Annotated in this window: 21 protein-coding genes and 6 pseudogenes; 11 read left to right on the top strand and 16 right to left on the bottom strand. The window is 62.9% G+C overall.

The window, feature by feature from the left end:
- Nucleotides 1–20 precede the first annotated feature (20 nt).
- The 3 genes from gudD to RR42_RS10635 all read left to right on the top strand — a co-directional run bounded on the left by gudD (nucleotide 21) and on the right by RR42_RS10635 (nucleotide 2796).
- Complete coding sequence (gene gudD / locus RR42_RS10625) at nucleotides 21–1379, top strand: glucarate dehydratase (RefSeq protein ID WP_043346419.1); 1359 nt, start codon at nucleotides 21–23, stop codon at nucleotides 1377–1379.
- Between the two features lie 29 nt (nucleotides 1380–1408).
- Nucleotides 1409–1759 carry a hypothetical protein gene (locus tag RR42_RS10630; protein WP_043346422.1) on the top strand — a complete coding sequence of 117 codons (351 nt, stop codon included), beginning with the start codon at nucleotides 1409–1411 and terminating at the stop codon, nucleotides 1757–1759.
- 113 nt (nucleotides 1760–1872) lie between these two features.
- A complete protein-coding gene (locus RR42_RS10635) occupies nucleotides 1873–2796 on the top strand; it encodes an ISL3 family transposase (protein WP_236701897.1) in 924 nt (307 codons plus the stop codon).
- A gap of 335 nt (nucleotides 2797–3131) precedes the next feature.
- Here the strand turns inward: RR42_RS10635 and RR42_RS38520 are convergent.
- From RR42_RS38520 to RR42_RS10645, 3 genes and pseudogenes are all read right to left on the bottom strand, one after another.
- Nucleotides 3132–3407, bottom strand: a pseudogene (locus tag RR42_RS38520) (ATP-binding protein); the annotation flags it as partial.
- Between the two features lie 8 nt (nucleotides 3408–3415).
- The gene (gene ald, locus RR42_RS10640) at nucleotides 3416–4531 is read right to left on the bottom strand and encodes an alanine dehydrogenase (protein WP_043346424.1); all 1116 of its coding nucleotides are present in this window, start codon (nucleotides 4529–4531) and stop codon (nucleotides 3416–3418) included.
- Between the two features lie 154 nt (nucleotides 4532–4685).
- A complete protein-coding gene (locus RR42_RS10645) occupies nucleotides 4686–5033 on the bottom strand; it encodes an MTH938/NDUFAF3 family protein (RefSeq protein WP_043346428.1) in 348 nt (115 codons plus the stop codon).
- Between the two features lie 177 nt (nucleotides 5034–5210).
- Here RR42_RS10645 and acsA point away from each other — a divergent pair, with 177 nt between their 5' ends.
- The 5 genes from acsA to RR42_RS10670 are packed head-to-tail and all read left to right on the top strand — an operon-like array spanning nucleotide 5211 to nucleotide 10410.
- Entirely contained in the window at nucleotides 5211–6977 is a 1767-nt protein-coding gene (gene acsA / locus RR42_RS10650; protein WP_043346432.1) for an acetate--CoA ligase, read from the top strand.
- Nucleotides 6974–7996 (top strand): pyruvate dehydrogenase (acetyl-transferring) E1 component subunit alpha, encoded by a 1023-nt coding sequence (pdhA, locus tag RR42_RS10655; protein ID WP_043346433.1) that lies wholly within the window; start codon nucleotides 6974–6976, stop codon nucleotides 7994–7996. Before acsA ends, pdhA begins: the two co-directional genes overlap by 4 nt.
- Nucleotides 7993–8964, top strand: a complete 972-nt coding sequence (locus RR42_RS10660; RefSeq protein WP_043346436.1) for an alpha-ketoacid dehydrogenase subunit beta — start codon at nucleotides 7993–7995, stop codon at nucleotides 8962–8964. Before pdhA ends, RR42_RS10660 begins: the two co-directional genes overlap by 4 nt.
- Before the next feature lie 46 nt (nucleotides 8965–9010).
- Complete coding sequence (locus tag RR42_RS10665) at nucleotides 9011–10165, top strand: dihydrolipoamide acetyltransferase family protein (protein ID WP_043346441.1); 1155 nt, start codon at nucleotides 9011–9013, stop codon at nucleotides 10163–10165.
- The gene (locus tag RR42_RS10670; RefSeq protein ID WP_043346444.1) at nucleotides 10162–10410 is read left to right on the top strand and encodes an acyl carrier protein; all 249 of its coding nucleotides are present in this window, start codon (nucleotides 10162–10164) and stop codon (nucleotides 10408–10410) included. The genes RR42_RS10665 and RR42_RS10670 overlap by 4 nt, the downstream gene beginning before the upstream one ends.
- 198 nt (nucleotides 10411–10608) lie before the next feature.
- On the opposite strand, the gene RR42_RS10675 is transcribed toward RR42_RS10670, so the two are convergent.
- From RR42_RS10675 to RR42_RS10710, 8 genes are all read right to left on the bottom strand, one after another.
- A complete protein-coding gene (locus tag RR42_RS10675) occupies nucleotides 10609–10956 on the bottom strand; it encodes a nuclear transport factor 2 family protein (RefSeq protein ID WP_082054871.1) in 348 nt (115 codons plus the stop codon).
- Between the two features lie 4 nt (nucleotides 10957–10960).
- The gene (locus tag RR42_RS10680) at nucleotides 10961–11377 is read right to left on the bottom strand and encodes a VOC family protein (RefSeq protein ID WP_043346448.1); all 417 of its coding nucleotides are present in this window, start codon (nucleotides 11375–11377) and stop codon (nucleotides 10961–10963) included.
- On the bottom strand, nucleotides 11374–12033 hold the full coding sequence (locus tag RR42_RS10685) for an SDR family NAD(P)-dependent oxidoreductase (protein ID WP_236701898.1): 660 nt from the start codon (nucleotides 12031–12033) through the stop codon (nucleotides 11374–11376). The genes RR42_RS10680 and RR42_RS10685 overlap by 4 nt, the downstream gene beginning before the upstream one ends.
- A 460-nt stretch (nucleotides 12034–12493) precedes the next feature.
- A complete protein-coding gene (pcaD, locus tag RR42_RS10690) occupies nucleotides 12494–13273 on the bottom strand; it encodes a 3-oxoadipate enol-lactonase (protein WP_043346451.1) in 780 nt (259 codons plus the stop codon).
- 62 nt (nucleotides 13274–13335) lie between these two features.
- On the bottom strand, nucleotides 13336–13620 hold the full coding sequence (catC, locus tag RR42_RS10695; RefSeq protein ID WP_043346455.1) for a muconolactone Delta-isomerase: 285 nt from the start codon (nucleotides 13618–13620) through the stop codon (nucleotides 13336–13338).
- Between the two features lie 56 nt (nucleotides 13621–13676).
- On the bottom strand, nucleotides 13677–14723 hold the full coding sequence (locus RR42_RS10700) for a cyclase family protein (RefSeq protein WP_043346457.1): 1047 nt from the start codon (nucleotides 14721–14723) through the stop codon (nucleotides 13677–13679).
- 82 nt (nucleotides 14724–14805) lie between these two features.
- Nucleotides 14806–15102 (bottom strand): YciI family protein, encoded by a 297-nt coding sequence (locus RR42_RS10705; RefSeq protein ID WP_043346459.1) that lies wholly within the window; start codon nucleotides 15100–15102, stop codon nucleotides 14806–14808.
- A 64-nt stretch (nucleotides 15103–15166) separates the two neighbouring features.
- A complete protein-coding gene (locus tag RR42_RS10710; protein WP_043346462.1) occupies nucleotides 15167–16510 on the bottom strand; it encodes a short-chain fatty acid transporter in 1344 nt (447 codons plus the stop codon).
- Between the two features lie 304 nt (nucleotides 16511–16814).
- On the opposite strand from RR42_RS10710, the pseudogene RR42_RS38525 reads away from it, so the two are divergent.
- Nucleotides 16815–16928: pseudogene (locus RR42_RS38525) on the top strand (IS4 family transposase); the annotation flags it as partial.
- Nucleotides 16929–16965: 37 nt separating this feature from the next.
- Here the strand turns inward: RR42_RS38525 and RR42_RS41715 are convergent.
- Nucleotides 16966–17385 (bottom strand): annotated as a pseudogene (locus RR42_RS41715) (hypothetical protein); the annotation flags it as partial.
- On the opposite strand from RR42_RS41715, the pseudogene RR42_RS41620 reads away from it, so the two are divergent.
- Together RR42_RS41620 and RR42_RS38540 are read left to right on the top strand one after the other, a co-directional pair.
- A pseudogene (locus RR42_RS41620) lies at nucleotides 17362–17499 on the top strand (integrase); the annotation flags it as partial. The pseudogenes RR42_RS41715 and RR42_RS41620 sit on opposite strands and share 24 nt — an antisense overlap.
- Nucleotides 17500–17504: 5 nt before the next feature.
- Nucleotides 17505–17618, top strand: a pseudogene (locus tag RR42_RS38540) (4-hydroxy-2-oxovalerate aldolase); the annotation flags it as partial.
- Between the two features lie 66 nt (nucleotides 17619–17684).
- Here the strand turns inward: RR42_RS38540 and RR42_RS41100 are convergent.
- The 4 genes and pseudogenes from RR42_RS41100 to RR42_RS10730 form a co-directional block, all read right to left on the bottom strand.
- A pseudogene (locus RR42_RS41100) lies at nucleotides 17685–17888 on the bottom strand (helix-turn-helix domain-containing protein); the annotation flags it as partial.
- A 37-nt stretch (nucleotides 17889–17925) separates the two neighbouring features.
- Nucleotides 17926–19863: an acyl CoA:acetate/3-ketoacid CoA transferase gene (locus RR42_RS10720; RefSeq protein WP_052494590.1), complete on the bottom strand. Its 1938-nt coding sequence runs from the start codon at nucleotides 19861–19863 to the stop codon at nucleotides 17926–17928.
- A 252-nt stretch (nucleotides 19864–20115) separates the two neighbouring features.
- Nucleotides 20116–20907, bottom strand: a complete 792-nt coding sequence (locus RR42_RS10725) for a 3-hydroxybutyrate dehydrogenase (RefSeq protein ID WP_043346467.1) — start codon at nucleotides 20905–20907, stop codon at nucleotides 20116–20118.
- 23 nt (nucleotides 20908–20930) lie between these two features.
- Nucleotides 20931–22331: a GntP family permease gene (locus RR42_RS10730; RefSeq protein WP_043346470.1), complete on the bottom strand. Its 1401-nt coding sequence runs from the start codon at nucleotides 22329–22331 to the stop codon at nucleotides 20931–20933.
- Nucleotides 22332–22612 lie beyond the last annotated feature (281 nt).

Here is a 22612-nt window from a genome sequence, read left to right on the forward strand (position 1 = left end):
CCGCATTAGTCTCAGAGATCATGAATCCCACTCAAACACATAGCGCTTCCATCGGCCTGACGCCCGTGGTCACCGAACTTACCGTCGTGCCGGTGGCTGGCCACGACAGCATGCTGATGAACCTGTCCGGGGCGCACGGTCCGTTCTTCACCCGCAATATCGTCATCCTGAAAGACAGCGCGGGCAATACAGGCGTAGGCGAGGTGCCCGGCGGCGAAGCGATCCGCCAGACACTGGAGGATGCGCGCGAACTCCTCGCCGGCCAGTCGATCGGCAACCACCAGGCGCTGCTCAATCGCGTGCGCACCGCCTTTGCCAGCCGCGACGCGGGTGGGCGTGGCCTGCAGACCTTCGACCTGCGCATCGCCATCCATGCGGTCACCGCGCTCGAGGCGGCGCTGCTCGACCTGCTGGGCAAGCATCTGGGCGTGCCGGTGGCCGCGCTGTTGGGTGAAGGCCAGCAGCGCGATGCCGTGGAGATGCTGGGCTACCTGTTCTATATCGGGGACCGTAACCGCACCACGCTCGGCTACCGCAGCGAGCCCGAGGCGGACAACGACTGGTTCCGGCTGCGCAACGAAGCCGCGATGAATGCCGAGGGCGTGGTACGCCTGGCGCAAGCTGCCTATGAGCGCTATGGCTTCAACGATTTCAAGCTCAAGGGCGGCGTGCTGCGCGGCGACGAAGAGATGGAAGCCATCCTCGCGCTCGCCGAGCGCTTTCCCAAGGCGCGCATCACGCTGGATCCCAACGGCGCATGGTCGCTGGCCGAAGCCGTGCGCCTGTGCCGCGACAAGCATGGCGTGCTGGCCTATGCCGAAGATCCTTGCGGCGCGCAAGAGGGCTACTCGGGCCGCGAGATCATGGCCGAGTTCCGTACTGCCACCGGCCTGCCCACCGCCACCAACATGGTCGCGACCGACTGGCGCCAGATGGGCCACGCGGTGCGCCTGCAATCGGTGGACATCCCGCTGGCCGATCCGCATTTCTGGACCATGCAGGGCTCGGTGCGGGTGGCGCAGATGTGCGCCGAGTGGGGCCTGACATGGGGCTCGCACTCGAACAATCACTTCGATATTTCACTGGCGATGTTCACCCACGTGGCCGCCGCCGCGCCGGGCCGCGTCACCGCCATCGACACCCACTGGATCTGGCAGGACGGCGAGCGCCTGACCAAGGCGCCACTGAAGATCGAGAACGGCAAGGTGGCCGTGCCGACGGCGCCGGGCCTGGGCGTGGAGCTCGATATGGAGCAACTCGCGCTGGCGCACGAGCGCTACAAGAACATGGGCCTGGGTGCGCGCGACGACGCCGTGGCCATGCAATTCCTGATCCCGGGCTGGACCTTCGACAACAAGGCGCCCTGCATGGTCAGGTAGACCCCCTGGAAATCGCCCCTTCCCTCCCCTTGGCGCCGATTGATGTTCACGGCGCTCCATCTGACTTCCTCGCCAGTGCCAGCGCCAACGCACGGCAGCTCTTCCTGAACCGTGAGGCCAGCCAGCTGGAGTTCCACCGGCGCGTGCTCGCCGAGGCCGAGAACCACGACATTCCGTTGTTGGAGCAATTGCGCATCCTCTGCATCTTCAGCAGCAACCTGGACGAGTTCTTCGAGATCCGCGTTGCCGGCCTGAAGGAGAAGATCAAGCTGCAGGCGCCGGCGATCACCGGCCAGAATGGACTGGACGTGCAGCAGATCTACGCGCTTGTCAGCGCCCGCACCCACAAGCTGGTCGCGGAACAGTACCGCCTGTCGTGAAGTGAAGTAATCGCGCTCCGTTTATGAAGTAAAACTGGGTCTCCCGCACTTTGTGTGACGGCCGCGTCGATGGCTTGATTTCAGGCCGATCTGGCCCCACGTTGATCGTTACCATGGGCCAAGTTCTCGGTGCCATCGATCGTATTCTCGCCCGTGTGGGTAAGCGCGTCGTCTCCAGCGACGCGCGAGGGAAGACCATCACTGTCGAAGCCAGCAGTACGATTCGCGCGGCACCGTGTCCTGCCTGCCATCGTTGGAGTCACCGACGCCACGGCAGCTATGTGCGCAGGCTGGAAGAACGTCCGATGCTGGAGCAGCGGGTCGTTCTCGCCGTTGAGGTGCGTCGCTTCAAGTGCGCGAACGCCAGCTGCCCCCGTCGTACGTTTGCCGAGAACATCGACGCCTTGGCCGGTCGGCATCAACGCCGAACGCGATCGCAGGCTCGGGCGTTGCACGCGCTGGACCACGCCCTCGGTGGTGAGGCCGCAGCCCGGCTTGCTAACGCCTTGGGCTTGCGCACCAATGCCGACACCGTGCTGCGGGAGTTGCGAAGAGCTCCTGAGCGCAAGCGAAAACCGCGACCGCGGGTCGTCGGCATCGATGACTGGGCGATCGCGCTCGGTCACCAATACGGAACGATCATCGTCGACATGGAGCGACGTGAGCCGATCGCAGTGTTCGCTGGCAGGGAAGCCATTGCGGTGGCTGCGTGGACGCGTGCGCACCCATCGATCGAGATCGTCGCCAGGGAGCGGGCCGGGGCCTACTCCGAGGCGGTCGACATCGCGCTGCCGGTAGCCAAGCAAGTCTCGGATCGCTGGTATCTGCTGAGCAACCTGCGCGACAACGTCGAGAGGCTGCTGTATCGACTCGGGCCGCAACTGCGCCAAGCCGCGCAGCAAGTCGAGGTCGGCGGAGTGACCTTGGGCCGGCAAGGGGTGCCGAGCCACACCTCACTGCGGTCATGGCAGCGCCTGAGCGATCAGCGTCGCGCCACGCGGCTGGCGCTGTACGAGCGGGTGTTAGCGGCGGTGTAAAACCGCGCATAAATGGCGGCGCAAGGTTGAGTGAATTGTTCAACAACAAAGGAGCCCGCGCGGCCCTTTTATTTGTGATGCGCGACAGACGTCAGAATGCTGCGTCGCCTGGCTCGCGGCACTGGTGGAGGATCCGCGCTCTTCTCCCATCAAGTCCTGGATCTGATGTAGATAGCGCGAGCAGACGACTTCGCGTAGATCGTCGAGCAACTCGAACACGGCGATCGCCTGCTCGGGTGTCCAGTCGTCAGGCACGACGAACGGCAGGCCGCGTCGGCGTCCCGACGGCAGCAAGGGATCGTGGCTAATGCTGCGGCTCCTTTTTCCGTGACGATCTTCTTCGCGGCCCGCTGGCGGGAACGGGCTTCGGCGCTCTCGCGCGCTTCCTTCAGGCGATAGGACTCACCCTCGATTGAGAGGACCTCGGCACGATGCACCAGCCTGTCGACTAGCGAGACGACACAGGCGGCATTCGGGAACACCTCGGACCATTGTGCAAACGGCTTGTTGGTCGTGACGATAGTGGAACGGGCCTCGTATCTCCGACTAATCAGCTCGAACAGCAGGTCGGCATGACGGTTCGAGCACGACAGATAGCCGACCTCGTCGATTCATGCCATCAGTCCAGCAATTGGTCGGCCGGCGTGTATTCGTAGCCAAGCGCCTTTGCCACCGCCTTGTACGTCACTCGGCCCTCACACACATTCAAGCCGGCCTTCAGGTGCTTGTCCTCAGCAAGCGCGCGCTTCCATCCCTTGTCCGCCAACGCGGCCGCGTGGCCGATGGTTGCATTGTTCAGCGCGAACGTTGAGGTTCTGGCGACGGCTCCAGGCATATTCGCAACGCAGTAATGCACCACGCCGTCCACCACATAGGTCGGCTCCGTGTGGGTGGTGGCGTGCGATGTCTCGAAGCATCCGCCCTGGTCGATCGCAACGTCGACGACAACCGCGCCGGTCTTCATCCTTGCCACCATGCCGCGTGTAACAAGTTTAGGTGCAGCTGCCCCCGGTAACAGAACGCTTCCGATCACCGCGTCGGCGTCCAGTACCGACTCTTCGATGTTGTGTCCGCTGGAGTAAAGCGTCGTGACGCGATTGCCGAAGATCAAATCGAGTTGCCGCAGGCGGTCCACGTTCCTGTCCAAAATCGTGACTCTGGCCCCCATGCCGATAGCTACCTGCAAGGCGTGCGCCCCCACGACGCCCGCACCAATCACGACGACATGCGCCGGAGCGACGCCGGGTACGCCAGCGAGCAGCAAGCCCATCCCGCCCTTTGACTTTTCAAGGTTGGCCGCAGCCACCTGGACGGACATTCGGCCCGCTACCTCGCTCATGGGTGCCAGCAATGGCAGGCCGCCGCTGGGCCCGGTAATCGTCTCGTAGGCGATGCAGACGGCGCCGGACTTCAAGAGATCCGCCGTTTGCTCGCGATCCGGGGCCAGATGCAGATACGCATAAAGAATCTGTCCCGGTCGCAGCATGGCGCGCTCGGCAGCTTGCGGCTCCTTGACCTTGACGATCATGTCGGCACGGGCGAATACATCGCCTGCGTCGCCACATACCGCCGCTCCGGCCGCGATGTAGGCTTCATCCGCCAGGCCGATCGCCACGCCAGCGCCCGACTGGACCAGCACCTGGTGGCCCCGGCTTGTCAATTCCCGTGTACTGGCCGGAGTCAGTCCGACCCGATACTCCTGATCCTTGATTTCCTTTGGCACGCCGATCAGCATTTTCTGCCTCTATCCAGTTGTTATCGAGATTTGGCCCGACCTCGGCAAATCGGATTTCAAGAGAAGCGCGCATATGAACAAGACCTCGCGCGCAGACTCGGGCACGCTAAATGCTTCTCCTTGGCTTGGCTTACCCCAAACCAAGCTGCACCAACTAACAAGTGACATGCAGGACGGCATTGGTCCGGTCGGGGTGCTCCTTCAGATCGGCGATGGCCTCTACCGTCGGCACTATCACCAGTTTGACGCGCCGCCGCCGAGCCTCGCGCTTGACCTCGCCCATGACTGGCAGCGCCCCGGTCCCTGTTCCAATCACCAGCCTCCGGCATTTCCAAGGTATATCCTCCGCCACCGACAGCGGCGTGTGGCCAAAAGCCTGGCGAAAAGCCTTGGATGGCTTCTTCTTGCGCTTGCGGATCTTTCCGTTATCAATTACGACGTCGTGCCCATAGGTCACACCATCAATTTGGATTGAGCCGAAGGAAAAACCTTGGAAGCGCATCAAAAACCCTCGCTCCTGTGCTGGCAGCCGCACGGCGGCTCACCCCCCCGCGTGTCGCCGCCCGGCAAGATCATTATAGGTTGAGGGAAGCCGTCACTTGGCCCCGGATTCGATTTCGCGCACCTTCCCGTTGCGTGTCTAGAAGGCTATATTGATGCCAATGGGAAGTGAGGAACGATGGAATCTTCGTCGATTATCCACAAGACAGCCTCCGATCTGCGGTTAGCGCCCAACCTGGGCGACTATGAAGCCGAGCGCCGCGTTTTTTCCTGGGCTGCCGTGAGCCGCGAGCTGGCGGACCAGCCGCAAGGCGCGTTGAATATCGCGTGGCAGGCGGTGGATCGCCATGCCGCCAGTAGCTTACGCGGCAAGGCGGCTTTTCGCATCCTGGCCCGCGGCACACCCACCCACTTCGTCACTTACGGCCAGTTGTCCGCGCTCACCAACCGATTCTGCAATGTGCTGCGAGACCTGGGCGTTGGCAAGGGCGAACGTCTGTTCATTCTTGCCGGCCGCATCCCGGAACTCTACATCGCCATACTTGGCAGCCTGAAGAACGGCACTGCAGTTTCGCCGCTATTCTCGGCTTTCGGCCCCGATCCCATCGCCACGCGCGTCAACCTCGGCGAAGGGGCTGTGCTGGTGACAACCGATATGCTCTTCGAGCGCAAGATTGCCAAATGGCGCGACCGCATGCCGAGCTTGAAGCACGTGTTGCTGGTGGCAGAGGACGGCGGCACCACGGCAGTGCCGGGGACCCTCGACCTTTCTTCGCTGATGGCCAGCGCGTCGGACGCTTGCGAGATCACGCCGACCACGGCCGAGGACATGGCGCTATTACATTTCACCAGCGGCACCACGGGCACGCCGAAGGGTGCCGTCCACGTGCATGGCGCCGTCTTGACCCACTGGTCTACCGGCAGATATGCGCTTGACCTGCATGTCGACGACATCTACTGGTGTACCGCCGATCCCGGCTGGGTGACGGGCACTTCCTATGGCGTTATCGCTCCGCTGCTGCACGGCGTGACGTCGATCGTTGATCGGGAAGAGTTCGACGCCGAGCGCTGGTACGCCATCCTCCAAGACGAAGGCGTGAGCATCTGGTACACGGCGCCTACGGCGATTCGGATGCTGATGAAAGCCGGTGCCGACATCGCAAAGAAATATGCCTTCCCTCGGCTGCGCTTTGCCGCCAGCGTCGGCGAGCCGTTGAACCCGGAGGCCGTATGGTGGGGCAAGCAGGTGCTGGGCTTGCCGTTCCACGATAACTGGTGGCAGACCGAGACTGGCGGCATCATGATTGCCAACACGCCCGCCTTCGATATCAAGCCCGGCTCGATGGGCCGGCCGCTGCCGGGCGTAGAGGCTGCGATCGTGTCGCGGCAGGCAGACGGCAGCGTGCAGGTAATAGAAGCACCCAACAAGGAAGGCGAACTGGCCCTCAAGCGCGGCTGGCCATCGATGTTCCGCGGATATCTCAACAGCGAGGAGCGCTACCGCAAGAGTTTTTCCGGCGAGTGGTACCTGACCGGGGACTTGGCGCGGCGCGATGCGGATGGCTACTACTGGTTTGTCGGCCGCGCCGACGACGTCATCAAGTCGGCTGGACACCTGATCGGACCGTTCGAGGTCGAGAGTGCACTGATGGAACATCCGGCCGTAGCCGAGGCCGCCGTGATCGGCAAGCCGGACCCCATAGCTGGCGAGGTGGTCAAGGCGTTTGTGTCGCTGAACAATGGTTTCGAACAAAGCGAAGCCTTGCGCATGGCGTTGCTGGGCCACGCCAGAACACGGCTCGGCGCGGCCGTCGCGCCAAAGGAGATTGCCTTCCTGACCCAGCTTCCGCGCACGCGCAGCGGCAAGATCATGCGCCGGCTGTTAAAGGCGCGCGAGCTGGGCTTGCCCGAGGGCGATACATCGACACTGGAAGCCGGGCCATGACAGCGGTTGACCATCCAGCCCCGGCGCCGCCAAGCGGTCCGGTACCGTACGATAAAGTCGTCGCGCTCGACTTGCTGCGCGACATGCTGCGCATCCGCCGGCTCGAAGAAAAGTGCGCAGAATTATATGATGCGGGCAAGATACGCGGCTTCCTGCACCTTTACATCGGTGAGGAGGCCGTCGGTGTCGGCGTGCTGCATGCGCTTGCACCGGAGGACAACGTCGTCGCCACCTACCGCGAGCACGGCCACGCACTGGTTCGCGGCATGGACATGGGCGTGCTGATGGCCGAGATGTACGGCAAGCAGCAAGGCTGCGCCCGCGGGCGCGGCGGCTCCATGCATCTGTTCGACCGGGCGACCAGGCTCTTCGGCGGCAATGCCATCGTCGGCGGCGGCCTGCCGCTGGCTGTGGGCCTCGCGCTCGCCGAGAAGATGCAGGCGGGACAGCGCGTGACGGCCTGCTTCTTCGGCGACGGCGCCGTCGCCGAAGGCGCGTTTCACGAATCGATGAATCTGGCCTCGCTGTGGAAGCTGCCGGTCCTCTTCTGCTGCGAGAACAATCTCTACGCGATGGGTACGGCCCTGGAGCGGCACGAGTCCCAGACGGATCTCTGCGCCAAGGCAGCGTCCTACAATATGACAGCTGTGGCCGTGGATGGCATGGACATCGTCGCGGTGCACGAGGCGGCACGGGATGCGGCGGCGCACGTCAGAAGCGGCGCCGGGCCGGTATTCCTCGAACTGCGCACCTACAGGTTTCGCGCGCACTCGATGTACGATGCCGAACTCTACCGTCAGAAGGCCGAGGTCGAGGCGTGGGAGGAGTGTGGCCCGATCCATACATTCACCGCGCGTTTGAAGGCCGGCGGCAAGCTGGCGGAAGAGGAATTTCTCGCCCTTGATGCCGCGGCGAACGCCGAAGTGGCCAAGGCCGAAGCCTTCGCCGAGGCGGGCACCTGGGAACCTGTCGAGGATCTCTTGAAGGACGTTTACACGCCCGCGGGAGCAACTCGATGAGCCGCCTCAGCTACCGCGACGCGCTGCGCGAGGCCCTGCGTGAAGCGCTCGCGAACGATCCACGCGTCTTCCTGATGGGCGAGGACGTGGGGCGCTACGGCGGCACCTATGCGGTCTCCAAAGGGCTGCTCGCCGAGTTCGGGCCCGAGCGCGTACGCGATACGCCGCTCTCCGAGCTCGGCTTCACTGGCGCCGGCATCGGTGCGGCGCTGGGCGGCATGCGTCCTATTGTCGAGGTGATGACAGTCAACTTCAGCCTGCTGGCGCTCGATCAGATCGTAAATACGGCAGCGCTCTATCACCATATGTCCGGTGGACAGTTCTCCGTCCCGCTCGTAGTACGCATGGCCACCGGCGCTGGCCGCCAGGTGGCGGCCCAGCATTCGCACAGCTTCGAGGGATGGTATGCCGGCATACCCGGTGTCAAGGTGCTGGCGCCGGCCACCATCGAAGACGCGCGGCATATGCTCGCACCGGCGCTGGCCGATCCGGATCCGGTACTGATCTTCGAACATGCTGCCCTCTACAATATGGAGGACGAATTACCCGACGTGTCCGGCGTGGATATCCGCTCGGCGAAGGTGCGACGCGAGGGCAAGGACGTGGCCATCGTTGCCTACGGCGGCACGCTGGCGAAGGCGCTGCAGGCGGCCGACACGCTCGCAGCCAAGGGCATCGCCGCCGAAGTGATCGACCTGCGGGTGTTGCGCCCGCTGGACGATGCAACGATCATGGCCTCGGTCGCCAAGTGCCGCCGCGCAGTGATCGTCGACGAGGGCTGGCGTAGCGGCAGCCTCGCCGCCGAAGTGATGGCGCGCATTGTCGAGCAGGTCTTCTACGAACTGGACGCGCCGGTGGCGCGGGTGTGTTCCGAGGAGGTGCCGATCCCCTATGCCAGGCACATGGAAGAGGCGGCGCTGCCCCAGGCCGGCAAGATCGTCGCCGCAGTGAAGCAATTGCTTTCATGAACTCCTCCCTGCCCTCGCCGCCCCTCGCAAGGACGGGCGTGCCAAAATGATCGAGTTCAGGCTGCCCGCGCTGGGTGCCGACATGGACGAGGGCACGCTCCTTGAATGGACCGTGAAGCCCGGCGATCCGCTGAAGAGGGGCCAGGTGGTTGCTGTCGTTGATACCAGCAAGGCGGCCGTCGAAGTTGAGTGCTGGCATGAAGGTACGGTGGCCGAGTTGATCGTCACGCCTGGTGCGAAAATCCCCGTTGGCACGCTCATGGCGGTTTTCCTCGAACCGGGTGAGACACCCGGGGCCGCAAGGCCTGCGACCGGACCCGCCGATGCGCCGGCGCCATCCGCCGCCCACGGGCTGCCCGGCATCGCTATGGCACCGCCGACGCGACACATGGTTTCCCCCGCAGCGCGCAAGTCCGCGCTGGAACTCGGTATCGATATTGACGCCGTTTTCGCCACGGACCCCAATGGCATAGTAAAACTTGCAGATGTGGAGCGGGCAGTACGAGAAAGGGCCGCAGCACCAGTCGACAAATCCGCCGGCATCAGGAAAGCCATCGCCGTGGCGATGGCGCGCTCGAAGCGAGAGATCCCCCACTACTACGTGGGCGAGACGATCCCCCTGGGGGCGACGCTGGCCTGGCTCACGCGGGAGAACGCGAATCGTCCGATGGCCGAGCGCCTGCTACCGGCAGCGCTGCTAATCAAAGCGGTGGCTGTCACTCTGAAGAACTACCCCGAACTCAACGGCTTCTTTCGCGACGAGGTATTCCATGCCGTGTCGCAAGTGCATGTCGGCGTTGCAATCTCGCTGCGCCAGGGCGGGCTGATCGCGCCGGCACTGCTCGACGCAGACACCAAGCCGCTGACACTGCTGATGCGGGAATTGAGCGACCTGGTGAAGCGCTGCCGGGCCGGATCGTTGAGAAGCTCCGAGATGGCAATGCCGACAATCACCGTGACCAACCTCGGAGACCAGGGTGCGGAAGCAGTGTTCGGCGTCATATACCCGCCCCAGGTGGCGTTGGTGGGAATTGGTCGCGTGATAGAGCGGCCCTGGGCCGAGAACGGCGAGCTTAAGGTGGTCCCGGCAGTCACCGCCAGCTTGTCGGCCGATCACCGCGTCTCCGATGGTCATCGCGGCGCCCTGTTCCTCGTCGAACTTCGCGAACTGCTGCAACACCCCGAGGAACTGAACCAATGAAGGATGCCGATATCCGCGCCGTCGCCCTGGCCACCCTCCGCTCGATCGCGCCCGAGGTAGAAGCGGAGAAACTTCGCCCGGATCGTCCGCTGCGGAAACAGGTGGACCTTGACTCGATGGACTGGCTCAATTTCCTGATTGACTTGCACGAGAAGCTGGGCGTGGAAATTCCAGAGTCCGACTATGCCAGGCTGGTTACCCTTGACGATGTTGTCGCTTATATTGCGAACGCAACGGGGAATTAGTTCTACTATGTCACAAATTAAGCGGACCATCCATTGATGCGCAGCACGGGCAAAGGGTCAGAATTCGGTGAAAATCAACACTCGCCCCCCCATCGCTTGCACAACAGTTGCGCCGCGCTAGATGGCCGCGACGAACAGCTGCTGCGATGAATCACCGACTCTAGCATCGCCGCCATCCGAATGGCTTCTTGATCGTGGTCATTCGAGATCGGCGTCGACTCGTGCGATAAGGCCTTCGGCATTTATGAACATCTCCAGCAAACCGATCTCGTGCCCAAAATCGCCGGTGAAATCGACCCGCACGCGCGCCCGATTTTCGTCGCGGATCGCAATCGACAGAAAGCGAGTCACAGTGTGATAGCCGATGAAATACCGCTCGATATAGTCGCGGACGCCCGCATGGCCATCGAAACGGTCGCCGGTAGACGGATCATCGATCACCGCCTCTGGCGTGAACAGAGACAGCGCGCGTTCGACATCAAAAGCGTTCGTTGCGGCGATCAGTGCGTCAGCGGCTTTGCGCAGTTTCTCATTCTGTTGGATCATCACATCAACTCCCGTGCTGCCAACTTTTGTAGACGAACTCTAGGCTGTAGCCGTCCAAGTCCGTGACTTGCGCCGCATTGTATCGAGGATCGTAGTGAAGTTGCGGTCCGGGCGGATGGATCTCAGTCGCGCCGGCCGCCAATGCTTCTGCGTAAGCAGAGCTGACCATCTGTTCGGAGTCTGCAACGAAGCCGACGTGCACGGCGCACGGCGCCGCCGTACCCTGCCTCTGCCGGAAAAATATACGGCCCTTTGTGCAGAAGCCCTTCAGGTAGGGATGACCTGCCAGGCCGTCCTCGCCGTCATAGTCGAGGAGGTTGGGGATTTCGAGGATCGGAGGCACCCTCTCATAGAAGGCAATCGAACGATCGATGTCACTGACGGTAAGAAAGATGTGATCAAGCGTGGAGACATTCCTCAAATAATGTAGCCGCCGGCGACTTCGATCGACTGGCCGTTGATCCAGCCGCCATCCTCCGTCAGCAGAGAGGCGATTACCCGGGCGACGTCCTCCGACTCCCCCACGCGCCCGAGGGCTGTCTGGGAAGTCAGTACGGCTTCGAACTCAACACTCAGCCCGCCACCGAGTTCTGTTCGGATCGCTCCAGGCGATACGGCATTAACCCGAACGCGACGGTCACCGAACTCCTTGGCCATGTATCGGGTCAGCACCTCCAATCCGCCCTTAAACATGGCATAGGGCGCAACACCAACAGTCGCCACACGAGTGGTCGCGCTGGTGAGGTTGACGATGCCTGCGCCCTCCCTCAACAGCGGCAGCCGTGTCTGAGTCAGGAAGAATGGGCCTTTCAGATGCACGCCCATCAAACCATCGAACTGGGCCTCGGTGACGGCTTCGATGGGGTTGTACAGACCATATCCGGCATAGCCTGATGCGGCGCTAAGCTCTGCGCTCTGCTTTGCACCCTCATCGATCATTGGATTGGGTAGGAGTACCAATTCTTGGCGATCTGCGTAAGACACCAAGTAGTCGGCGAGGTAGCGTCTGCCGCGAAACTGAATGAACCCAGGACGCTCACAAAAGCGGCCGATTGCCGGATCGGATTCGATCAACACCCATTGGTCGAACGCGCAGCGTCAGTAGAGGGTCAGCCGCCGCTTCAGCTTCGGGCTGAAGGCTTCTAGGCGGTGCGAGCCACGCGGCCGGACGAGTGCAATCGGCTCCGTTATGTGCAGAGAATCTTCCATAAGATCAATGCCTTACGAGCGGGATTGGAAGTCTAGGACGCCAATTGACAAAATTAATCCGGACTTATGCGAATTGACGGTTTTGCTTCGTTTTGAGTGGAAGCAATATTGTCAATTCGCCGGCCTGGCTTCTATATTCAGCGCGGTTTCGGCGGGATTCCGGAGTGACAGAATTACTTCGTTCTACGCCTGGCCATTCAGAATGGTACATCTCCATAGCGTGGATGAAGTGGGCTTCCCCCTGATGCGAAAGCCCTCCCCCCCGTTCGGCTCTCACTCCGCGGCCCTCCGCTGGGTGATGCCTCCCTAGCATTCCAGCCAGAACAGCTCAATTCTGCAAGAATTCCAGCACGGCGTCCGTGAACCCTTCGACCTGCTCGAGGTTCGAAAGGTGCGCAGCGTCCAGTTCGGCATAACGTGCGCCCGGAATCTTCTGCGCCAAATACTGGCCGTCGTGCGGCGGCGTGGGGATGTCGCCGGAGCCGGCGATCACCAGCGTCGGGCGGGTGATGCCTGCCACGGCATCGCGCAGATCCGAGTCCCGCACCGCGCGACAGTTGGCGGCGTAGCCGGCGGCATCGGTGGCGGACAACATGGCTTGCAGCAATTGCACCAACGCGGGCTGGCCCGCGGCGTAGCCCGGCGTCAGCCATTTGTCGACCACGGCGTTGGCGATCGAACCCACACCGTCGCGTTCCACAGCGGCTGCGCGATTCGTCCAGTTTTCCGCTGGGCCAATATAGGCAGCCGTGTTGCACAGCACAACCTTGTCGAATCGGCCGGCATGGTTCAGCGCAAGCCACATGCCCGTGATGCCGCCCATCGAGAGGCCGCAGAAATGCGCGCGATCGATCTTCAATGCGTCGAGCAATGCGATCACATCTTCGCCGAGCTGCGGGATCGTGTACGGACCAGGCGTGACGGACGACTGGCCATGGCCGCGCGTGTCGTAGCGCAGCACGCGGAAGTGTTTGGCGAAGGCCTCGATCTGCGGATTCCACATGTCGAGGTTGGTGCCAAGCGAATTGGCCAGAACGAGGACGGGAAGCGTGTCGTCCCCGTCGAGGCGGTAGTGCAGGCGCACGCCAGGAAATTCAGCAAAGGGCATGAACGATAGCAGGTTAAGGGCGCGGCGGACAAGGCGCGCGCCGGATTGACGGAACGGCGGCCTTAGTTCTGGGCAATGGCCGAGCTGTGCTGGGCCAGCGCCGTGACGCTGATCTCCATGTACGGATACAGCGGCAGCGACATCAACAGCGTATGCAGTTCGTCGTTGTCACGCACGTCGAAGATGCTGACGTTGGCATACTTGCCGGCCACACGCCACAGATGGCGCCACTTGCCTTCACGCTGCAACTGCTGCGACAGCGCTTTTTCGTTCGCCTTCAGCTTTTCGGCGACTTGCGGGTCGAGATCGTGCGGAATGCGGACGGTCATTTCGGCCATGAACAACATAGGGGTCTCCTTTTGCTAGCGGTGTCGGGGATATCGGGGTGACCGGCGCCTGATGACTAGACGGTGGCGACGGGCGTGACGGGCGAACCCATCGCGCCCGGCAGCCGCAGTGGCGGCGCGGTCAGGAAGAAGCGCGTGCGGCGGTGGCTGCGCAGCCACGCCGCCAACTCGCGCAGGTACCAGAGTTCGCCAAGCGGCAATCCCAGCTTGAACAGGCAATGGTGGTGCAGCGGCAACGCCGGCGCAGCGCCGGCCGCCTCGCGCGCCGGAAATCGTTCGACGGCGTAGTTATCGGCCGCAATGGCGGCGATGCCGGAGTCGGTGATCCATTGCAGCAGCCGTTCGTCGCGGCCATCTAGCGCGGCGCAACTGTTGTGCAAGCGATGGGGATCGGGTTCGCGCTGCATTTCCAGCACCATCTCGGCAAAGCCGGTGCGCAGTACCAGGATGTCGCCTGATTCGACATCGACCTGGTGGGCCTCCATCGCGCGCATCAGGTCATCGTAGCCGATCGTCCGGAACTCCCGCCCAAAATACTCGGCCAGGTCAACCAGCACGCCACGGCCCTGGATGCTGTGCTCGGCCAGCGTCTCGATGCCCAGCGCATTGGCGCGGCTGTGATCATGTCCGCAAGCGTGAGCAGCGAAGCCGTCGTCCTCGCGGTAGTCGACCGGTCCGAGGATGTCGGCGTTGGGGCGGTAGCCGTTGTAGTAGACGCGCTCCGGCACGCCATCGCCGTCGGCGTCGAACAGGGCGCCGACATGGGCCAGCGAATCCCACTGAGTCGAATACTGGAGCGACAACAACACTTGGTCGTCGCTGAGCACGTCGGTCGCGCGAGGATCCACCTTGACGAGGGGAAAGTTGACGTACGCGATGCCTTCACGGTACGTAGGGCGCAGCACCGGCGGATGCCGCCGGATGTTGAGGCCGTTGCCGCCGGGATAGTCCAGCGGTAATGACAGGCAGAAGCGCTGGCCGGTGCGGATTTCGCGAGCCGCGGCGCGGATCCGTTCGGCGGTGAGCAGGTTCAGGCGACCGAGTTGGTCGTCGTGGCCGAAGTCGCCCCAGTTGGAGCCTTCCGGCCGATTCTTCCATCGCATGGCTTGCGTTTTCCAGTAGCGGGCTGGGGCGGCATGATGCCATGCCGCGCGCGTGGCACCGAGGCCTGTCGTTGATTGCGGTTCAGAGGCAGCAGGTGCCGTCGAGATAGGCCTTGCGCCAGCGCATGATGCGGACCTCGGCGAACAGGCTGGCTTTCGTGAAGGGGTCGGCGTCGATGAACGATTGGGCAGCTTCGCGCGTATCGACATCGATGATATAGACACCGCCGCCCGCATCGCTGCCGTCGTCGTTCAACTTGGCACCGCACGCGAGCAGCAGTTGCTTGTGTTGCTCAAGGAACTCGAGGTGGACTTGGCGGATCGCCTGGCGGACCGTCTGGTGGTTCGGCTTGTCCCAAGTTTCGATGAAGTAAGGCATCTAGCGTCGCCTGGTCAATGGCCCGCCGGCAGCGGGCCGTGGCAAATAAAGAGCGGACGCGTCGTCAGACGATCTGCGCGCCCCACAAGAGCATCGACACAATGAAGATGAAGCCCACCCAGAACATCATGATGACGGTATAGCCCATCACGTCCTTCAGGCTGAGCTTGGACAGCGCCAGCGCGGGCAGGATCCAGAACGGCTGCACAAGATCGTTCCAGGCGTTGCCAAGCATCACCGACATCGAGGTCTGGCTCACGGAGCTACCAATCGCCTTGGCGGCGTCGATCATGAACGGACCTTGGATCACCCAGTGGCCACCGCCCGACGGCGCGAAGAAGTTGATCACAAACGAGCTGACCAGGCCCCAGAACGGCAGCGTCTGCGGCGTGGCTATATCGACGAACACGCGCGATATGGTATCGACCAGGCCCGAGCCCGCCATGATCGCCATGATGCCGGCGTAGAACGGATATTGCAGGATGATGCCGGAGATCGTCTTGATGCCCTCGTTGAGCTTCGCCACGTACTTGACGGGCGTGCCCAGCAGCAGCACGCCGATGAACAGGATCAGGAAGTTGATCAGGTTCAGGTCCAGTGTGCCCCCCTGCGTGAAGTACAGCACGGCGTACGCGAGCCCGCACACGCCAATCACGAGGCTCAGCAACCGGCTGTTGTTCATGCGCCAAGCCAGTGTGCCGTCGCCGCCGATGCTGTGCGAGACTGCAGCGGCAGCATCGTCCTTATCCTCGGCGCGCGTGTCCAACTCGACCACGTCCTTGGCATCGCGTGGGTGCAGCCAGGCGTTGAGCAGCGGCAGCGTGACGATGACCGCCAGGCTGGTTAGCAGCATCGGCATGGAAAAGATGGTTTCGGACAAGGGGATCACGCCCATCAGCTTTTCCATCGGGTGCCCCTTGGTGGAGATCAGCACCGGGATGCTGGCCGACAGGCCGAGGCCGTACATCGTGAAGCCGCTATAGGCCGAAGCGATGATCAGCGGGTAGTGCACGCCCTTGACGCGGCGGGCCAGTTTCTTGGCGATGATGCCGCCGATGACCAGACCGAAGCCCCAGTTCAGGTAGCTGCCGATGCCGCCCACCAGGGTGGCAACGATGATGGCGCCATGCGGCGTGTTGACCTTGCCGACGATCCGGTCGAGCAGGCGGTCGGTCAGTGGCGCGGTGGCCAGCACGTAGCCCATGGCCAAAATCACCGCCATCTGCGTGGTGAACGCGAGCAGATTCCAGAAGCCCTTGCCCCAACTGACGATCACGGCCGGCGCGGCTTGGCCCTGCACCAGCATCGCCATAACCATCGTCAGCAGCGTCAGCCCGATGGCGAAAACAAACGGATCCGGCAAATACCGGCGCATCAGTTCTGTAAAGAACCCAGCAATCTTATTCACTTCACTGTCCCCTAAATGTAGCCAAATTCACCGTATGTCGAACATTAGTTCTGTAGACGAACAAATGCGGCGGTTGCGCGCATCCTAGACGCTTAGTTTTGTGGCGTCAAGTCAACAAATAAGCGAATTATTGCGTTTTCACAAATAATCTAAATTTGTGCAGCGCGGCATTGCGAGTCCAAGCGATCGCCCAAAAAGGTCCGCGCCAATCGCTATGACGTCACACTGGCGTACCGACACTGGAGATCGCTCCACTGGGGATGAAGAAACGGCACTCGCTCGGAGGGACGCCCGTGACCATGGAGCAAACCTTGGCGGATTCCTTGGCCGCAAGAGTGATGGCGAGCCCGGCGTGAAGACGATTTGGCTGGGGCTGAAAGAAGTTCATGTCGCGGCGAAGACACTGCGAGGCTTACGAGCCGTCGACGATGGGGGCAACTGTGTATACCCACATGCTCATAGCGATGCACCGCTTCCATCATCAGCGCCACGACCAGATCGATCAGGCTGCGGGCTTCCTCGGGATCCAGGTCCTGGATCAATGCCGTCGAGCCGGCCACATCCGCGAACAGTGCGGAGATGGCCTTGCGCTCACCACCGGCGTCCCCGCCCTTTGCCTCCATGGCGGCCTGCTCGGCGCGAATCCGCTCCGCCAGATGGGGCGGCGTATAAAGAATAGGAGCTGGCAATGCGTGCAGTGCATCTCGCCCCGCGAATGCCTGTGCCTGCCCCGCAGCTGCAATCCGGGCGGTTGGCAAGGCGGCGCTGCAGCAACCGAGACTGCCCTTGCCGCCCCAGGTTTGGCAGAGGGCAGCAAGACACGGCTGGTGCCGGCCGCCGATGAGCTGATGATGGACCTGCGCTTTGTACGGGATAATTTTGGGCACGCGTCCATCTCGACCACCAGCGCCTATCTGCACACCGAGGACGATGCGCGACACGAGGCAACCCAGGAGCGGCACCGAATCGGTTGGACACGCGAAGGGTGACGGGCTATGGCCTGAAGACCGTCGATATCCTTGTCGAACTGGGTCGTCGAAAGATGGTCGGTGGGCAGGAGGATATGATTGTGGACGTCGCACTGGATCTCGCGCGAGAGGCCGTCTGACTCCGTACAATCTGGAACCCCGGGAGCCCCGGGCGCGAGCCGTCCCTCAGGTTCCTGCGTTTCACACGCCAGCGCGATCAACTGTAGCCGCGCCTCGTGCGTGATGCGTGGCGGACGGCCACTATGCTCGCCCTCGCGAATGCCTTGGGCACCGTGCTTGGCAATGCGCTTACGCCAGAGGCAGACCGTTTGTACCGATACGTCCGATTCCCGCGCAATGGCGGTATTGGAGTGGCCCTCGTGGGCCCACAACGCGATTCGCGCGCGCATGACATCTCGCTATTCCACCCATTTACAGGATGTTGTACTAGTCCAGATGTTCCCCAGCTTCATTCTCGCTCGAGAAGAGCCTGAGATCGCCCAGATGCTGCGCCAACGCGCTCTTGAGTTGAGCGCGCTCGAAGGCACTGGTGGTGTAGCGAGTCACGCTGCGATAATAGCGTGCGCTCAAATCGGCCATCATCTCCGCGTAGGCCTCGGCCAGCTCCGGCAGGAAACTGAAATGCTCATAGTTGACGATGGCCGATACCTTCTCGCCGATCGGCGCCAGGCGCTCGTCAACAGCGCGTCGGATACGCTCGATATCGTCGACGCTGCAGACCTCCATTCCCGCGAGATTGATATAGAGGCACTTGGTCTCTGCGTCGTAGCGCAACCGCTGCGCTATCGGCAGATCCAGCAACTGAGCACGCAATCCCATGGGGGCGTGAGCAAAGATGCGCGCGTCCATGATTTTCAGTGGCGTGCGAACAGAGGGACGGAAGGTCATGTGCGCAAGAATATCGCCTTGCAAATCCATCCCCGGTGCGATCTCTGTCAACTCAATCCCGGACTCGCCCAACTCGAATACGCATCGTTCAGTGATGTATAGAACCACTGTTCCGGCCTCGCGTGCGAATCCGCCGCTGAAGGTTCGGTGCTCGACTGCGTCAACGAATTTGACTGCGGGCCTGTCGTGGCGCACGCTCACCCCGCCTTCTTCGACGACAAGCTCGAACTTGTCGGCGGTAAACGTCCCGACAAATACGACCTTGCGCGCGTTCTGCGAGATATTGATGAAACCGCCCGCCCCGGCCAGCCGGTGGCCAAAGCGACTGACGTTGACGTTGCCTTGCGCATCCGCCTGCGCCAGACCGAGAAAGGCAACGTCGAGTCCGCCGCCATCGTAGAAATCGAACTGGCTTGGCTGGTCAATCACGGCTTGCGGATTGGTCGCAGCGCCGAAGTTCAACCCGCTGGCCGGAATGCCGCCAATCACCCCTGGCTCCGCGGTCAGCGTCAGCAGATCAATGATTTTCTCCTCCGCCGCAACGCTTGCGATGCCCTCCGGCATACCGATGCCCAGATTCACAACGTCGTTGTTACGCAGCTCCATCGCCGCACGCCGGGCAATGATTTTCCTCGCGTTCAGGGGCATGCCGCCGATGCTCGCCAGCGGCACACGCAACTCACCCGCGAATGCCGCGCTGTATGGCACGGCAAATGTCTGCATGTGATACTCCGGCTTTTCCGCCACCACCACCGCATCGACCATCACCCCGGGAATCTTGACCTCGCGCGGCCTGAGCGTGCCGCGCTCTGCCAGGCGCTCGACCTGCGCTATGACAATGCCACCGCTGTTATGCGCCGCCATCGCAATGGCTTGTGCTTCGAGCGTCAGCGCCTCGCGCTCCATCGTGATATTGCCATCCGGATCGGCAGTGGTGCCGCGGATGATACCGACGTGGATCGGAAAAGCCTGATAGAAGAGGTACTCGCGGCCATCGATCGGCATCAGCCGCACAAGGTCGGTCTGCGTGCGGGCGTTGAGTTTTCCGCCGCCCCACCGTGGATCGACGAAGGTACCGAGGCCGACGCGCGTCAATGTGCCTGGTTTGCCGGCAGCAATGTCGCGAAACAGGTGGCAGATCACCCCCTGCGGCAAATTCCACGCCTCGATCGCATTGTTGACGGCCAGTTCCCCCAACCGCGGCACCAGGCCCCAGTGACCGCCGATCACGCGTCGTACAAGACCCATGTGGCCGAGATGATTTAGCCCCCGGTCCTTCCCGTCGCCCTGCCCGGCCGCGTAGACCAGTGTCAGATTGCGCGGATAACGCAGATCGGATGACTCGGCTGCCTGGCTCTCCAGAAACAACTCTTCCATCGCGACCGCGATGTTCTCCGCGAAACCGATACCGACGAAGCCGCCAGTGGCAACCGTATCGCCATCCCGTATCAACTGCACCGCCTGGCGCGCGCTCATTATCTTGCCGGTCCGCGCACCATAGAGATCCTGTTTCGCAAAGGAATCGCTCACGTTGTTGTCTCCCGCCCGTCTTTAGTCACAATACGCCGGCTGGCACTATTATGCGATACCTGTGAAGTAGTGCGCTGCCATTGGCGATGGAGGTGTCGGAGGCTGCTGCCAGTGCGCTCCCCATGCCGGCAAATGGGGATCCGGCTGCGTCCGACACCCAGGCAGAAGCCCTCTACTTGCTCCCAGGTTCGAGGCCGCCTACTGCGCCGTCCAGCCGCCGTCAATCTTCAGTTCGGCGCCGCGCATCTCGCTGGCGGCGCCGGAGCACAGGAACACGGCCAGTTCGCCGATCTGCTCCGGCGTGACGAACCGCGCCGAAGGCTGCTTCTCGCCCAGCAGCCTGACGCTGGCCTCGTCCGGCGCAAGGCCTTCGCGCCGGGCAAGGTCGTCGATCTGCTGCTGCACCAGCGGGGTCAGCACCCAGCCCGGACAGATCGCGTTGACCGTGATGCCGCTGCGCGCGGTTTCGAGCGCGGCCACCTTGGTCAGGCCGATCACGCCGTGCTTGGCCGCCACGTAGGCGGACTTGCCCGCAGACGCGACCACCCCGTGGACGGAGGCGATATTGATCACCCGGCCCCAGCCGCGTGCGCGCATGGCCGGCAAGGCAGCGCGCATGGCGTGGAACGTGGCGTTCAGGTTGATGGCGATCACCGCGTCCCAGCGCTCCGCGGGGAAGTCCTCGATGGGCGCGACGAACTGGATGCCGGCATTGTTGACGAGGATGTCCACGCCACCGAAGCGTTCGGCCGCGAAAGCGACCATCGCTTCGATCTCGCCGGGCCGGCTCATGTCCGCGCCGTGGTGGATGGCACGCACGCCAAGCGCCTCGATCTGTGCGACGGCGCCCTCGGCGTCGCCGAATCCGTTCAGCACGATGTCGGCGCCCGCCTTGGCCAACGCCCTGGCGACGCCGAGGCCGATCCCGCTGGTCGAGCCGGTGACGAGGGCGGTCTTGCCCGCGAGCGGGGCGCAAGAGGTAGTAGTCATGATGAATCAGCTCCGAAGCGTGGTCAGACCAGGCCGGTCACATAGAACGTGACAATCACGAAGAACACGGCGAGCGTCTTGATCAGCGTCACGGCGAAGATCTCGCGATAGGATTCCCGGTGCGTCAGCCCGGTCACGGCCAGCAAGGTGATGACCGCGCCGTTGTGCGGCAGCGTATCCATGCCGCCGCTGGCCATCGCGACCACGCGATGCAGGACATCCAGAGGAATCTGCATTTCCTGCGCGGTCTTGATGAAGGTGTCCGACATCGCGGCCAGCGCGATGCTCATGCCGCCCGAGGCCGATCCCGTGATGCCAGCCAGGGTCGAGACCGAGACGGCGGCATTGACGAGCGGGTTCGGGATGCTCTTGAGTGCATCGCCGACCACAAGAAAGCCGGGCAAGGCCGCGATGACGCCGCCGAAACCATACTCCGACGCGGTGTTGAGCGTGGCCAGCAATGCGCCGGAGATCGCCACCTTGGTACCGGAGGCGAAGCGCTCGCGCACGCGGCCAAAGGCGGTGGCCAGGACCAGCAGGATGCCGAGCAGCAACGCGCCCTCGACGGCCCAGATCGCCACCACGCTCTTGATCGACACGGTCAGCGGGGCGTGCACGCCCGGCAGCACGGACGGATCCACCGAGTACTTGTCGCCGTACCACTGCGGGATCAGCTTGGTCAGCGCGAAGTTGGCCACGCCGACCAGAATCAGCGGAGCGATCGCGAGCATCGGGTTGGGCAGGTGGGTGGAGTCGACATGCTCAGGTTCGTTGAGCAGCGAGTCGCCATAGCCCTCGCCTCGCGCGGCCGCCGCGCGCCGGCGCCATTCCAGGTAGGACAGCCCGACCACGACGATGAAGGCCGCGCCGAGGGTACCCAGCATGGGTGCCGCCCAGGCGGTGGTCTTGAAGAAGGTGGTGGGGATGATGTTCTGGATCTGCGGCGTGCCCGGCAGCGAATCCATCGTGAAGCTGAAGGCGCCCAGGGCGATCGCGCCCGGCATCAGCCGCTTGGGGATATTGCTCTGCCGGTACAGTTCCGCAGCGAAAGGATAGACCGCGAACACCACGACGAACAGCGAGACACCGCCGTAGGTCAGCAGCGCGCACACCGCGACGATGACTGCATTGGCGCGTGAGCGGCCGATGTACTTGATTGCCGCGGCAACGATGGATTCCGAAAAGCCCGACAACTCGATGACCTTGCCGAACACGGCGCCGAGCAGGAATACAGGAAAGTACAGCTTGACGAAGCCGACCAGCTTCTCCATGAAGATGCCGGAGAAGACCGGCGCCACGGCTTCGGGGTTGACCAGCAGAACCGCGCCGAGCGCAGCGACGGGGGCGAACAGGATCACGCTATAGCCGCGGTACGCGACCAGCATCAGGAACGCCAGTGCGGCGATCACTATCAGGAAGGACATCTTGTCTCCAATCGTTTTGTCCGTGTGAATACGCTGCCGGGCGGTTGGCTTGCCCGTCAGGGCGCGGTGAAAGGCACCGCGCGGCGGTGATGCAACGCACAAAACGTGCCACTGGCGCGCAAATCCTTGTCCCACGCGGCATTCCGGCTTCCCTGGCGGCTCGCGGCGAGGGCACGGTCCCGTCGGTCCGGTGATTGCGGGTACAATACGTCTCGATCTGGAGACACAACCTGGGGCGATCTCCGCCGCAAGGACCACCGACCACCCCAGTAAGCAGGGAG

The sequence above is a fragment of the Cupriavidus basilensis genome, assembly GCF_000832305.1.
GTDB classification, from domain to species: domain Bacteria; phylum Pseudomonadota; class Gammaproteobacteria; order Burkholderiales; family Burkholderiaceae; genus Cupriavidus; species Cupriavidus basilensis_F.